Here is a 12881-nt window from a genome sequence, read left to right on the forward strand (position 1 = left end):
GTAGGGAGTGGCGAGGCCACAGTGGTGCTGCACGCTGCTGCGGGGCCCCTTCCACTGCCTGATGAGTTGATCGCGGACCTCACGGACTTGCAGATGCCGGAGTTGAGCCAGGCCGTCATGACGCGTCCGGGGGACGAGCGCCGCCAGCGGGATTATTACGCACATTTCACCCCACTGTGTGCACGGATCGGTGACGTCGACTCCAATCAGCACGTCAATTTCATCGCCCTGGCCACCTGGTACGACGAGGCTGTCGCGGCGTTTACCTCAAAGGAAATCGGAGTGGGCGAGGGAGGGGCCGTGCCGGACCTTCCGCCGTGGTCGTATCGAATTCAGTACGTCGGTGAAGTCACTTATCCCGGGACCTACGAGGTAGGCCTTCTCGTCCGCTCTTTCGATGTTGATTCCGTCCAATATGAGCTCGGCGTCTTCTCCGGCAACACATGCTTGGGCATCGCCGACGCCGTCGGGGCCAGTCCGGTCGAGCGGGCGTAGTCGGTGGGTGTCTGGCCGTAGTGCTTCTTGAAGGTGCGGATGAAGTGGCTGCTGTCGGCGAAGTGCCAGTGGGCGGCGAGCTCCGAGATGCTCAGTCGGTCGGACGGCGCGGTGAGCGCGAGCCGGGCTTCTTCCAGCCGCCGGTGACGGATGTAGGCGCTCACCGAGTCTCCCGTCGCGGCGAACGCCCGCTGCAACGTGCGTACGGAGACGTTGAGTTCACGTGCCAGCGTCGCCGCGGACAGCTCGGGATCGGCGAGATGGGTGTCAGCGAGGTCTTTCGCGGCTTGGGCGAGCGCGGGCGCCAGCCTGGGTTCCACGTCGTCGAACCGGCCTACCGCCACCGCCTTGGCCAGCTCGATCAGAGCGCTGTGAGCGGCGTGCACACCCGTCGGGCCGAGACCCGCCATGGTTTCGTGGAGCATGCTCGTGTGTGCCATCAGCAGTCGCATCTCGGCCGAGTCCGCCGGTCCGGTGATGGTGCGGTTCCGGACCAGTGCGGTGAGCATCACGGAGGGCAGAGTCAGGATCTTCACCGTGGTGTGCGGCGGCGCGGCAAAGTGTGACGGCCGCCCGTGCCGGAGGAGGAACTTCCCGGCCGTAGCAGTGTGTTCGCTGCGATCGTGCGGGCTCAGCGTCCATGAACCGCGCCGCACCACGTACATCCGTACCTGATCTTCGTAACCGTACGGGGTGCCCGCGGTTCGTATGGCCGATACGCCGTGGAGATCGGTGATCGCCACGTCGCGGACCTTGGCGACGCGGCTCCTGACGCGGAAGTCATCCGTCGTGGCAGGATCGAAGGTCGGCAGCGGAAAGCCATCGCCGATCTGCGTCTGCCACCCGCGCCGGAAGGCGTCAAATCCTCGCGGCAAAGCATCCGGGGTAGTGGAGTCCAGTGAGAACGCCCCACGTGATCCTGCAGCTTCCGCTCCTGTGCTGGGCATCGCCGTCGGTCCACCTCGCTTCGTTGCTCCGACATCATTCTGTCGAACTTGATGCCCTGAGCGCCGTTCTGGTTCAGGCAGTCCGCGTACTTATCGGGCGTTCACCTGCTCCGTGAGCTTGCCCTTGCGCAGGTTGAGGACGCGGTCGGACTGCGCGGCCAGCTGCTGGGAGTGGGTGACGACGACCACGCATGTGCCCTGCTCGTGGGCGAGTTCGCGGAAGGTGTCGATGATGCCCTGGGCGGTGTCCTCGTCGAGGTTTCCGGTGGGTTCGTCGGCGAAGAGGATGTCGACGTCGCAGGCGAGGGCGCGGGCGATGGCGACGCGCTGCTGCTGACCGCCGGAGAGCTGCAGCACATTGCGGGTGGCCATCGCCTTGTCGAGGCCGATCTTCTCGAGGAGCCGCAGGGCGTGGGCCTTGCGGCTTCCGGTCGCGGGCTTGGCGCCGGTGATCTCCATGGCGGTGGTGACGTTCTGGAGGGCGGTCATGTAGGTGAGGAGGTTGTACTGCTGGAAGACCGTGGCGGCGTGCTTGTTGCGGTAGCGGCCGAGCCCGAGCTCGGTGAGGTCCTGCCCGTCGAAGCTGATCGTGCCCTTGGTGGGGGTGTCGAGCCCGCTGGCCAGGCTGAGCAGAGTCGTCTTGCCGCTGCCGGAGGGGCCCAGAATGGTGTAGAACGTGCCGCGTTCGAAGGCGTAGTCGATGCCCTTGAGGACCGTGGTCCTGCGGCGTTGGCCGGCGTAGGTGTGGCTGACGTCGGCGAGGCGCAGGACGGGCGGGGTGGTGGTGGCGCTGGTCATGGCGGGTCACTTGCCCTTCGTGAGGATGGTGCGGGGGCTGAGGCGCAGCACGGCGCCGGCCGGGATGGCGGTGGCGAGGAGGCCGATGCCGAGGCCGATGGCGCCTACGGCGACGAGGTCCGCCGGGTCGAGCGCCACGGTGATCTCGTCGATGGGATCGGCGTTCTCGACCGGCTTGTCGTCCATGTCGATGCCTTCGCCGAGCCCGGTGCTGCCAGGGCCCGGGGGCTGCCACGAGTCGAGCTTCTGCCGGGCGGCGGAGGCTTCGTCGCCGAGCAGGGACTGGCCGGCGCTCTGGGTCAGGCTCGGGGCGAACAGGGAACTCACCCCGATGGCGATGGCGGCCACCACGACGATCTCCAGGGCCTGTTGGGCGATGAGCTTGCTCTTCTTCTCGCCCATGGCCAACAGGACGCCGTACTCCTTGCGACGTTGCTTGACGGCGAGGTTGACCAGGAGGGACAGGACGGCCGCACCGGCGACGGCCATCAGCCACATGGCGACGGTGGCCGTGGAGCGGATGCTCTTGAGCGGGCCCGTCATCTGCTGGATGGCCTTGTCGTTGGCGTCCAGCCTGAAGCCCTCGAGCGCCGAGCCGGCGATCCGCTTCGCCTCGTCCTTGAACGCGCCCTGCACATCGGCGTCCTGGAGGAGGAACGTCGCCTTGCCGACCTGTAGCGACCCCTTCGCTTCGGGCGCGAGTGCGGAGAGGCCGCCCACCGTTCCGTACACCATGTTGGCCGGGCTGACGCCGTACTCGGCGTCGGCTTCGGTGGTGGGTCGCGGGTCGCGGTAGATGCCGCCGACGGTGAAGTCGGCCGTGGTCTTCTCGTCGTTGCCGGTCAGTGTGATTCTGTCGCCGACCTTGAGAGCGTTCTTTCTGGCCAGCCGCTCCTCGATCAGCAGTTGCTTCTTTTCCTTGTCGGCGGCTGTGAGGTGCTCACCGGACAGGAGCGTGAACTTGCCGCTGCGGAAGTCGGGCAGCAGTGAGGAGTCGAGCATGCCGATGCTCGCGGTGCCGCCGGGGCCCATGGGGTCGGCCGGGCCGCCCTCGACCAGCTTGTACTTGCCCTTGAGGATGGCGCGGTCCCACATCGAGTAGGTGTACTTCTGCACCTGGGGCAGAGCCCCGAGCTTGTCGATGGTCGCGGCGTCGATGCGCGGGGCTTGCAGGCCGCCACCACCGGCGCCTCCCATCTGACCCAGATCCATCTCGAGGTTGACCTCGGCGCCCACGGAGCGCTTGGCGTCCTGCTCGGCCCCGGCCGTCGCGTCGTTGATCAGGACACCGGCCAGCACCATCACGGAGATGACGAGGAAGGTGGCGAAGGTGATCAGGGTGCGGCCCTTGCGGGCCCACAGGCTGAACCCTGCGCGTTTGACGAAGTTCATGGGTATCTCGGCTCTCTCGGTGCGTGCCGGTGAGTGGTCGTGCGCTGTTGGCGGCTGGTCCATGCGGTGCCGGTGGCCGGCTACTCGGTGTCGGTGAGGATGGAGCGGGGGTGCAGACGGAGAATCCCGATGCCCGGGATGACGGTGGAGACCAGGGAGATCCCGAGTCCGATGCCGGCGACCCTGCCGACGGTGGCGGGCTCGACCCGCACTACGGGCGGAGCGATCTCCGCGTCCGGCGCACCGGCCGACGTGACCGGCTTGCCGCTCTGGCCGCCGAGGAGCGCGTCACCCGCGGACTGCCCGGCGAGCGAGCCGGCCAGAGCGGCGATCGCGACGGCGGGCAGGGCCACGGCCGCCACCTCCACGGCGTGCTGGCCGATGAGCTTCCACTTCTTCTCGCCCATGGAGAGCAGCACCCCGAGCTCAGCGCGCCGCTCGCGGATCTGGAGCGTCACGATGAGGCCGAGGATCAGTGCTCCGGCCAGGGCGATCACCCAGACGATCAGTCCCGCGAACGTGCCCACCCGCTGGATGGGGCGGACCTGGTCGCGGTACGCCTTGTCGTTGACGCGGAAGTCGAAACCGCCCTTGCCGAGGAGTCGTTCGGCTTCGGCGTGCAGCTGCTTGGCCTGGCCCGGCGACGCGATCTTGAACACCGCCTCGCTGACCGTCTCGCTGCCGGTTCCGGCTTTCCGGGCCGTGTTCACCGGTACGTACAGCGCGTTGCCGGGCAGTTCGTGCGGCGGCGTCCAGTTCGGCGGATCCCGCATCGGGTCCTGGTAGACGCCGACGACCGTCAGCCGTACCGTGCGCTTGCCGTCCGACGACCGCACCCGCAGGGTGTCGCCGACCTTGAGGTGGTTCTCGTCGGCCAAGCGCTGCTCGATGACGGCGACGTCGCGGGCCGCGTCCTCGGGCGTGATGCCGCGGCCCGCCGTGATCTTCGTCGAGCCGTACGAAAAGGGCAGCAGCATGCCCGAGTCACGGACGCCGTTCACGGCCAGCGGGCCCTGTTCCTTCTCCTCGGTTCCGGCGCCGCCCGGCTTCGGCGCATTCGACGCCAGTGGTGTGAAGTCGCGCGCCCAGGACCGCACCGGAAGCTCCGGGTTGTAGCGGTGCACCAGGTCCGAGGCGCCGAGCCGGTCGGCGAGGGCCGGGGTGAGGTTCTGCCGCTTGACGGTGACGTCGACGCCGATGGCGCGTTGCGCGTCGGCCTCCTGGCGGGCGGCGGCGGCCTGCAGCAGGAAGCCGGCGAGGAGCAGGGTGCAGATGACGACGAAGATCGCCAGCAAGGCGGCGGTCCTGGATCTTCTGGCACCAAGGCTCATTGCGGCGCGCTTGACGAAGTTCATGCCCAGACAGAAGCAGCCTGCTGTGAGCAGCGGGATAAGGGTGTTACAGCGGTATAAGGGCCGGTCCGGCCCTGTCCAGCCCCGACAGGCTTGGAGCACACCGCTCCGCGTCTTTATCCGGCTGAACCGTGATCTTGGTTTCATGTCTGCATGAGAGTCCTGGTAGCCGAAGACCACCGCGTTCTCGCCCGCACCATCGCCACCGGCCTTCGCCGGCAGGCGATGGCGGTCGACATCGCCGCCACCGGGGCGGAGGCCGAGCGGATGTGCCTGCTCACCGCCTACGACGTGTTGCTCCTCGACCGCGACCTGCCGGTCATCAGCGGCGACGAGGTGTGCAGGCGGCTGCGTGAACTCTCCGACCCTCCGCGGATCCTGATGCTGACCGCGGCCGGCGAACTCACGGAAAGGGTCTACGGCCTGACGACGCTCGGCGCGGACGACTACCTCGCCAAGCCCTTCGACTTCGCCGAACTCGTCGCCCGTGTGCGGGCGCTGAGCCGCCGCGCGCCGAAGCCGCCGCCCGCCGTGCTGCGCTTCGGGAGCATCACCCTGGACGAGACGCGGCGCGAGGTGTCCGTGGACGGCCGTCCGCTGGAACTGACCCTGAAGGAGTTCGCGGTCTTGCACCGGCTGCTGAGCGCAGGCGGAACGCCGGTGCCGCACGACGAGCTCGTCCGCACCGTCTGGGACGAGCACCTCGACCCGCGCACCAGCGCGGTCCGCGCCGCCGTCAGCCGGCTGCGCGGCAAACTCGGCGACCCCGGCCTGATCGTCGCCGACAAGGGAGAGGGATACCGGCTGTGCGACTGAGCCCGCGGGCACTGCTGGGCAGGCTGCCCTTCCGCGCCCGGCTGGCCGCCGCCTTCTGCGGGCTCTTCCTGCTCGCCGGCATCGCCCTGCTCGCTTTCGTGGTGCTGCTCGCGCGCTACGGAACGGAGCAACAGGTCGAGGGGATCGCGGTCACGTATGGCGATGCGCCGAGCGGCCCTGCGACGCCCTTCGAGCCCGCGCACCCCACTCGCCCGGATCGCGCACCAACGGCCCTGAACGACGTAGCCATGATCCAGAAGGTCGACCAGACCGTGCAGGCCGTGCAGGACACCGCGCTGCGCCAGATGGTGCTCTGGTCCGCCGTCGGACTCCTGATCACGGCGTTCCTTGCCGGACTGCTCGGCTGGTGGCTGGCCGGACGGGCCCTGCGTCCCGTCGCCTCCATGACCGAGGCCGCCCGCCGCATCAGCGAACAGAACATGTACCAGCGCCTCGCGCTCACCGGCCCCGACGACGAACTCCACCGCCTCGCCGACACCTTCGACACCATGCTCGACCGGCTCGAGAAGTCCTTCGAGAGTCAACGCCGCTTCGTCGCCAACGCCTCCCACGAACTCAAGACACCCCTGGCGGTCCAGCGCACCAGCCTCCAGGTCGGCCTCGCCGATCCCCTGCCCGACGGCCTCGCCGACGTCCGCGAGGACCTGCTCACCGCCAACCGCGAGGCCGAACAGCTGATCAACGCCCTGCTTCTGCTGGCCCGCAGCGACCGCGGCCTGGAAACGACCGAAAGCGTCGACCTCGCAGCCACCGCCCGGCTCGTGACCGCCGAACTCGCCCCGCAGGCAGCCGAGAACGGCGTACACCTCGACCTCGACGCCGACACCCCACTGGCCGTCCCCGGTGACCCTGTCCTGCTGCGCCACCTGCTGACGAACCTGATGCGCAACGCCATCCAGTACAACCACCCCGGCGGCCACGTCCGCGGACGTCTCGATGCCCGCACCGTGACGGTGACCAATACCGGCCCCCACGTGCCCGCCGAACGGATCCCCGAACTGTTCGAGCCCTTCCGACGCCTGGACAGGGACCGCACCGCCGCTACCGGCCACGGCCTGGGACTGTCCATCGCCGCCTCCATCGCCGAGGCCCACCACGCCACGCTCACAGCGCACCCCGGCACCGAGGGCGGGCTCGCCCTCACCCTGCGCTTCCCCTGAGCGCCGACCAGGGCGCGAGGTGAGTTCAACTCACGCGCGAGGCGCATGATGCTGCGCAAGTCCCGTGCCGAAGGTCTCGGTCGCGAGGTACGGGTTGAGGTGCGGGTGACGGCTGGCGACGGCGACGTCTCGCCAATACCGCTGGAGTACGTTCGCGTTGTGGAAGCCGCTCGCGCCGTGCAGATCGAGCATCCGCTCGACCGCGGCCCGGCAGTCCCGGCCGGCGTCGGCGAGAGCCATGTGCAGGCGGGCATTGTCGGCTTCGGACAGTTCGGCCGTGTCCGCCTCCCGGGCGACCGCGAGCATGGTGTTTTCGGCGCGGTTCACGAGGTGGGTCGCCTCGGCCAGCCAGTGCCGGGCCCCGGGGGACTCGCCCATCCGGGAGTAGGCGGTCATGAACGGCTTGCGGTCCGAGGCGAACATCGCGTTGATCGCGTCGAGCGCGCCCTGGGCGGCACCCACCACCGGGCCGAGCGCCGTCATCGCGTACAGCATGAGGTCCCCGAAGGCGAAGGGGTTCCCTGCCGCGAGCCGCTCAGCCGACGCGACTCGCTCTTCCGACACCAGTAGGTCCTCGGCGACCAGGGTGTGGCTGCCCGTGGCGCGCATACCGGCCATGTGCCAGGTCCGCTCGATGGTCAGGTCGGCCGCCGGTACGACGGCGAAGGAGAGCTCGCCGTCGATCAGCAGAGCGAAGCCGGCCCAGGCCGCGTCCTCGCAACCGGAGACGTTCGGCCAGCGGCCATTGACGCGCACGCCCCCGGGCACGCGCTCGCCTTGGCCTGCGGGGACACCCGTTCCGCACAGGAGCGCGTCCGGGTCGGTGAAGATCTCACTCACCACTGCATCCGGGAAACACTTGGCGGTGATGTTCTTCGAGGTCACGCACGTCCCGGCGATCCAGGCCGTGGACGGACAGGCTCGGCCCAGGTCGGTCAGGCACCGGGCGACGGTCTCCGCATCCGCCCAGGCACCCCCGTACTCCCGCGGTGTCCGCAAGGCGAAGACCCCGGTCTTGCGCAGCGCCTCCAGGCTCTCCGCGGCGGGCCGATCGTTGTGTTCCGCGTTCTCGGCATGGGCCCGCAGGATCCGGAGGGTCTCAGCCTCTGTGGAGTAATCGATCATGGCGTCGACCCAATCACCGACCGCGCGTGCCGGACCATACGTGAGCCGCCCTGGTTCATACGCGGTTGTGCGCCGGACCCGTGAGCGTAGCGTGCGGGTCGGCCGCGCCGGCGGACGCCTGATCAGGCAGTCGGACTCCCGGGGACTCCGGTTCCCCACCTTCGCCGGCAGCGGATTCCACATCGTCCTGCGCGGCGCGACGTCACCACAGTGGTGGACGCCGGCCACGATCGCCCGCCAGGTCGGATACTCGACCGAGTTCGCCTTCTCGGCCGCGTTCCGCCGGGAGTACGGCGTGTCGCCGGCGCGCTTTTGCCGGACTCCGACGGCCGTCCGCGTCGCCGGAAACGCCTTGTCCGAACCGGTGGAGTGACGGTGACTCAGGGCTGATGAGTTCCGTTTCAGGCCGCGAACGCCCGTACAGGGCGGTGAACTTGGCGGCGTGGGAGGCCATGGGCTAACGGGCGCCCGCCAGGACTTCCGCCGCGGCCACCCCGGATGCGGCGGTGGCACCGTGTGTGAAGATCTGGACGGCTCCGGGAACGGGGGCGCCCGGCAGACCCATCTCCACGACGATCGCGTCGGGACGGGCGGCGACGAGGTCTGTGAGGGCGTGCGTCATCCACTCGTGCCGGGAGGCGTCCCGGACGACGACGACCAAGGGGCGTCCCGAGGCCGGTACGAGTGCGTGCGTCTCCAGGGCGGTGGTCCGGGAGCGCAGTTCCAGATGGTGCATCCGGACGCAGGTGGTGCCGGGCAGCCGCTCGCCCAGCGGGACGGCGACACCCCAAGGGGTCTCCTTGCCGATGGCCAGGTTGGTGGTGGGCACCAGCTCCACCACGTGCGGCGCGGCGGACAGGGGCAGGGTGTGCTGTGCGGCTCCGGTCAGCCGGATGGCCCGGCGGGCAGCCGCGAAGCCGATGTCGCTGCCATCGGTGTCGGCTGTCTCGACGGGGCCGGACGGGCCCAGGCCCGCCGACCAGGCCGCGAAATCCCGGACACGGCCGGCCGCCTCGTCGAGTCGCTCCTCGGTGAGATCTCCTGACCCCACGGCGCCGACGAGAGCGTCGGCAAGCATGGCGGTGGTGCCCGCCTCGGCGTTCTCGCCGCCGACGCAGACGGCGTCGGCACCGGCGGCGACGGCTCTCACGGTGGCCCCGCCTATTCCGTATCGGTCGGCGACGGCCCCCATCTCGATGGCGTCGGTGACGATCAGGCCGTCGAACCCGAGTTCCTGGCGGAGCAGTTCGTCCAGGATGCGTCGGCTGAGCGTAGCGGGCAGGTCGGGGTCGTAGGCGGGGACCAGAAGGTGGCCGCTCATCACCGCGCGAACGCCCGCGTCCAAGGCGGCGCGGAACGGAGGCAAGGCCTGGGTGACGATCTGTTCGCGGTCGGCATCGTAGGTGGGCAGACCGTGGTGGGAATCAACGGCGACGTCGCCGTGGCCGGGGAAGTGCTTGGCGCAGGCGGCGACCCCGGCAGACTGAAGGCCCCGGATCCACGCGGCGGTGTGCCGGGACACCACCTTCGGGTCGATGCCGAAAGACCTGACCCCGATGATCGGGTTGTCCGGGTTGGAGTTGACGTCCGCGCTGGGCGCGTAGTCCAGGCTCACCCCGGCGACGCGCAGTTGGCGTCCCAGATCGGCGGCGACGGCTTCGGTCAGCTCGGTGTCGTCGACAGTTCCGAGGGCGAAGTTGCCTGGCCGGGTGGATCCGGTCGCGGATTCGATCCGGGTGACATCACCGGCCTCCTCGTCGATCGCGATGATCAACTCGGGCTTCTCCGCGCGGAGTTGTCCGGTCAGCCGGGCGACCTGTTCCAGCGAGACGATGTTGCGGCCGAAAAGCACGACGGACGCCAGCCCGTCACCGATCTCGCGCAGCACCCACTCCGGCGCCTCGGTCCCCACGAACCCCGGCTGCAGGACCGCCAGCGCCAGTCGCCGCAACTCCTTGCTGTGCTTGCTGGAGACCATTGAGTGCGCCTTTCGGGTCGGGCTCGCGTGTCCAGGCCGCCGACGACCTCACATCGGCAGAGGACGCCAGATTGGTACGGACCAATGAGTCTTCATTCAGGCTAACCGCCCGTGTCAAGAGGGCTCGAACCTCGTCGACTTGATAACGACACGCCCTGAACTGGCCTGTTTGACAGTGCGAGTTGGTCTAGTCCAAGTTGGTGGTACGCGAGTTCGAAGAGGGGCTGGTGTGGCACGTGGTGCAGTGACCCTGCGGACACGACCACCACTCCTCAGGCGGGACCACCACCCTCAGGCGGTGCGGACACCCATCGCGTTCCTGCCAACCACCGCCCGCGCTCTGCGCAGTTCGTGACTCCCGGCCGGGAGTCACCGGTACGAGATCAAGGCCTGGAGCACAGCAATGCCGACGCCTGACCGTTATCTCCATCGAGCCCCCTCGGACGTCCCCTACTTCAGTTCGGACGGCGAGACGTACTTAGCCCAGACGCCCCTGCGGGATCTGAAGAAGACCCGCCCGCTCCGAGTGCTGTCCGAGGAGGACTTCGCCTTCTGGCAGACGTACGGCTACGTCGTGGTGAAGCAGGCGATCCCCGCCTCGTCCGCCCGACGCCTGCTGGACTTCTCCTGGGACTTCCAGGGGCTCGACCCCGACCGTCCGGACACGTGGTACGAGGACCGCGAGTACCGCTCGGACCTGGACCGTGAACTGCACATCTACGGGTTCGTAGAGGCGTACCACCACCAACTCATCTGGGACAGCCGCCAGACGCAGCGGGTCTACGACGCGTTCGTCGACGTATGGGACTGCGAAGAACTGTGGGTGACCCTCGACCGGCTCAACCTGAACCCGCCCAACATCAAGAACCGTGACCGCGCCCTGATCCCGCGCACGGAGGAGGGGTTCGACATCGAGCTCCACTGGGATGTCGACACCACGCTCGGTGTGCTGCCGCAGCGCGTCCAGGGGATCATCGCCCTGAACGACACCACGCCGGAGCTCGGCGGGTTCCAGTGCTGCCCCGAGCTGTTCCGGCGGTTCGACCGGTGGAAGGCGCTCCAGCCCGACGACCGCGACCCGATCCGGCCCAGGATCGACCGCGCGGAGTTCCCCGTAGTGCGACCGGAACTCCAGGCCGGCGACCTGTTGATCTTCAACGGCCTGCTGGCGCACGGCGTGGCACCCAACACCTCCGAGAACGGCGTGCGAGCGGTCCAGTACCTGTCGATGATGCCCGCGCTCGAGACCCGTCAGGAGCTCAGGCGCTCCCGGGTCGAGTCGTGGCGCACCCTCAGCACGCCGGACTGGAACGCGACGCTGCTCGGTGACGCCACGCGACACGAATCCCTGAGGTACGGCAGAGCCTCCCTCAACGAACTCGGTGCCAAGCTGCTGGGCCTCACGTCCTGGAGCGGGGCACCCCTGGAGGAGGCGGACGGGGCTGACGAGGCAGTCGAGCGGGTGGGAGAAGAGACATGCGCAGAATTTGTCTGACTCTCCCCACCAACAGGCCCTGTTCCCCGACGATCGCGGCCATCGGTGAGGAAGCGGCCTACGCCGCCGAGCACTTCGACACCGAGGTCCACCTGCTGATCCTCGACTCCTGCGAGGCCCCCGCGTACGCGGAGCACTCCGAGGCCGTGCGCCGCCTCCCCGGCAATCCGCGGATCGTCGTACACCACTTGGGCGAGGCGGAACAGCGGGACTTCCTCCAGCGAGTGATCGGCCGGTCCGGGGCCATGAAGCCCGACCTGCTGCTGGACCTGATGCTTCCGGCGGCCTCCTCCTACGGTGCCTGTACCAACCGCGCATTCCTGATCGCCATCGCGCTCGGCTGCGAATCCGTGCACCGCAGGGACTCCGACAGCCGATACCAGGTCGTGGACGGCGAGCCCGTCTTCCCCATCCATCACGAGCTCATGACGCTGGGCCGGCGTGCCGCCGACGCCGCGCACGACGTCACCGAGAACGCGCTGGCCGCGCGCCACGCGGACAAACGCGTCGCGATGGTCGGCAGCTCCTTCGTGGGCGAACTCTCCGTGGACATCGGCGAGATCCTCCGGCTCGACCCCGATGTCTACTACGACATGGTCAGCCTGTGGGCGCCCGTGCACTGGTCCGGCGAGCAGAAGAAGGCGCTCGTCGCCGAGTCCTTCCGAGGAGCGGGCTCGCAGACGTTCGTCCGCGACCACTCGACACTCACCCTGGTCGACCCCATGCGGGTGGACATGTGCAACATCAGCTTCCACGGGGTGCACGAACGCGTGCCGCTGCCGCCCGCGACCGACACGATCGGCAGTGACTACTTCCTGATCCACCTGGTCCACGATGCCGCCCTGCCGGGTGTGCTGCACAACCGGGACATCGTGAACTTCTACACCGGTGAACGGCGGACCGACTCCGGGTTCATGGCGTACCAGACGCGCTATGTCAAGTTCCTGCTGTCGATGCTGTACTTCAACTTCATCTACGACGGAATGGGCCGGGCCGGAGCGTCGTTGCTCGACGACCGGGGGCAGGTGCGCGCGTCCGTCGTCGCCCGGCTGGCGAGGGAGAGCACACGGCTCGACCGTGGCGAGAACGTCCAGCGGTTGGACATCCTCGACGCCGCGTACCGGCAACTGGGCGGCAGATACGCCACGTTCGCCGATCTCCTGGCGCGGCACCGCGAACGCCTCCTCGACGAAGCACGGAGCGACATCGAGGACTTCGCACTGCTGGTCGAGGCATGGGAGCCGCTGGTGGGGGCGGCCGGACTCACCCCCGTAAACCCGGCACTCGGGCAGCCGGAATGAG

General features: G+C 68.8%; 11 protein-coding genes. 5 read left to right on the forward strand and 6 right to left on the reverse strand.

Annotated features, from left to right (window positions below; genetic code table 11):
* Positions 1-365: 365 nt before the first annotated feature.
* The 4 genes from KCH48_RS43090 to KCH48_RS00840 all read right to left on the reverse strand — a co-directional run bounded on the left by KCH48_RS43090 (position 366) and on the right by KCH48_RS00840 (position 4987).
* A complete protein-coding gene (locus tag KCH48_RS43090) occupies positions 366-1370 on the reverse strand; it encodes a helix-turn-helix domain-containing protein (RefSeq protein WP_374104636.1) in 1005 nt (334 codons plus the stop codon).
* Positions 1371-1532: 162 nt separating this feature from the next.
* Entirely contained in the window at positions 1533-2240 is a 708-nt protein-coding gene (locus tag KCH48_RS00830; protein ID WP_210569324.1) for an ABC transporter ATP-binding protein, read from the reverse strand.
* A gap of 6 nt (positions 2241-2246) precedes the next feature.
* Positions 2247-3632: an ABC transporter permease gene (locus KCH48_RS00835; protein WP_210569326.1), complete on the reverse strand. Its 1386-nt coding sequence runs from the start codon at positions 3630-3632 to the stop codon at positions 2247-2249.
* Positions 3633-3712: 80 nt separating this feature from the next.
* Positions 3713-4987: an ABC transporter permease gene (locus tag KCH48_RS00840; protein ID WP_210569328.1), complete on the reverse strand. Its 1275-nt coding sequence runs from the start codon at positions 4985-4987 to the stop codon at positions 3713-3715.
* Between the two features lie 150 nt (positions 4988-5137).
* Here KCH48_RS00840 and KCH48_RS00845 point away from each other — a divergent pair, with 150 nt between their 5' ends.
* Entirely contained in the window at positions 5138-5800 is a 663-nt protein-coding gene (locus KCH48_RS00845; protein ID WP_210569330.1) for a response regulator transcription factor, read from the forward strand.
* Positions 5791-6981: a cell wall metabolism sensor histidine kinase WalK gene (locus KCH48_RS00850; RefSeq protein ID WP_210569332.1), complete on the forward strand. Its 1191-nt coding sequence runs from the start codon at positions 5791-5793 to the stop codon at positions 6979-6981. Before KCH48_RS00845 ends, KCH48_RS00850 begins: the two co-directional genes overlap by 10 nt.
* 30 nt (positions 6982-7011) lie before the next feature.
* On the opposite strand, the gene KCH48_RS00855 is transcribed toward KCH48_RS00850, so the two are convergent.
* Complete coding sequence (locus KCH48_RS00855) at positions 7012-8106, reverse strand: acyl-CoA dehydrogenase family protein (protein ID WP_210569334.1); 1095 nt, start codon at positions 8104-8106, stop codon at positions 7012-7014.
* A gap of 91 nt (positions 8107-8197) precedes the next feature.
* On the opposite strand from KCH48_RS00855, the gene KCH48_RS00860 reads away from it, so the two are divergent.
* The gene (locus KCH48_RS00860) at positions 8198-8479 is read left to right on the forward strand and encodes an AraC family transcriptional regulator (protein ID WP_210569335.1); all 282 of its coding nucleotides are present in this window, start codon (positions 8198-8200) and stop codon (positions 8477-8479) included.
* Positions 8480-8563: 84 nt separating this feature from the next.
* On the opposite strand, the gene KCH48_RS00865 is transcribed toward KCH48_RS00860, so the two are convergent.
* Entirely contained in the window at positions 8564-10084 is a 1521-nt protein-coding gene (locus KCH48_RS00865) for a glycoside hydrolase family 3 protein (RefSeq protein WP_210569337.1), read from the reverse strand.
* 403 nt (positions 10085-10487) lie between these two features.
* On the opposite strand from KCH48_RS00865, the gene KCH48_RS00870 reads away from it, so the two are divergent.
* A complete protein-coding gene (locus KCH48_RS00870) occupies positions 10488-11579 on the forward strand; it encodes a phytanoyl-CoA dioxygenase family protein (protein WP_210569339.1) in 1092 nt (363 codons plus the stop codon).
* Positions 11561-12880, forward strand: coding sequence for a DUF6271 family protein (locus tag KCH48_RS00875; RefSeq protein ID WP_210569340.1), 1320 nt, complete (start codon positions 11561-11563; stop codon positions 12878-12880). The genes KCH48_RS00870 and KCH48_RS00875 overlap by 19 nt, the downstream gene beginning before the upstream one ends.
* Position 12881 lies beyond the last annotated feature (1 nt).

The sequence above is a fragment of the Streptomyces sp. GESEQ-4 genome (assembly GCF_017948455.1).
Taxonomy (GTDB): Bacteria; Actinomycetota; Actinomycetes; order Streptomycetales; family Streptomycetaceae; genus Streptomyces.

What these genes read in the sequence shown, in the direction of transcription:
- KCH48_RS00830 (WP_210569324.1), bottom strand. Translation starts at nt 2,240, where the DNA reads ATGACCAGCGCCACCACCACCCCGCCCGTCCTGCGCCTCGCCGACGTC.
- KCH48_RS00835 (WP_210569326.1), bottom strand. Translation starts at nt 3,632, where the DNA reads ATGAACTTCGTCAAACGCGCAGGGTTCAGCCTGTGGGCCCGCAAGGGC.
- KCH48_RS00840 (WP_210569328.1), bottom strand. Translation starts at nt 4,987, where the DNA reads ATGAACTTCGTCAAGCGCGCCGCAATGAGCCTTGGTGCCAGAAGATCC.
- KCH48_RS00845 (WP_210569330.1), top strand. Translation starts at nt 5,138, where the DNA reads ATGAGAGTCCTGGTAGCCGAAGACCACCGCGTTCTCGCCCGCACCATC.
- KCH48_RS00855 (WP_210569334.1), bottom strand. Translation starts at nt 8,106, where the DNA reads ATGATCGATTACTCCACAGAGGCTGAGACCCTCCGGATCCTGCGGGCC.
- KCH48_RS00865 (WP_210569337.1), bottom strand. Translation starts at nt 10,084, where the DNA reads ATGGTCTCCAGCAAGCACAGCAAGGAGTTGCGGCGACTGGCGCTGGCG.
- KCH48_RS00870 (WP_210569339.1), top strand. Translation starts at nt 10,488, where the DNA reads ATGCCGACGCCTGACCGTTATCTCCATCGAGCCCCCTCGGACGTCCCC.
- KCH48_RS00875 (WP_210569340.1), top strand. Translation starts at nt 11,561, where the DNA reads ATGCGCAGAATTTGTCTGACTCTCCCCACCAACAGGCCCTGTTCCCCG.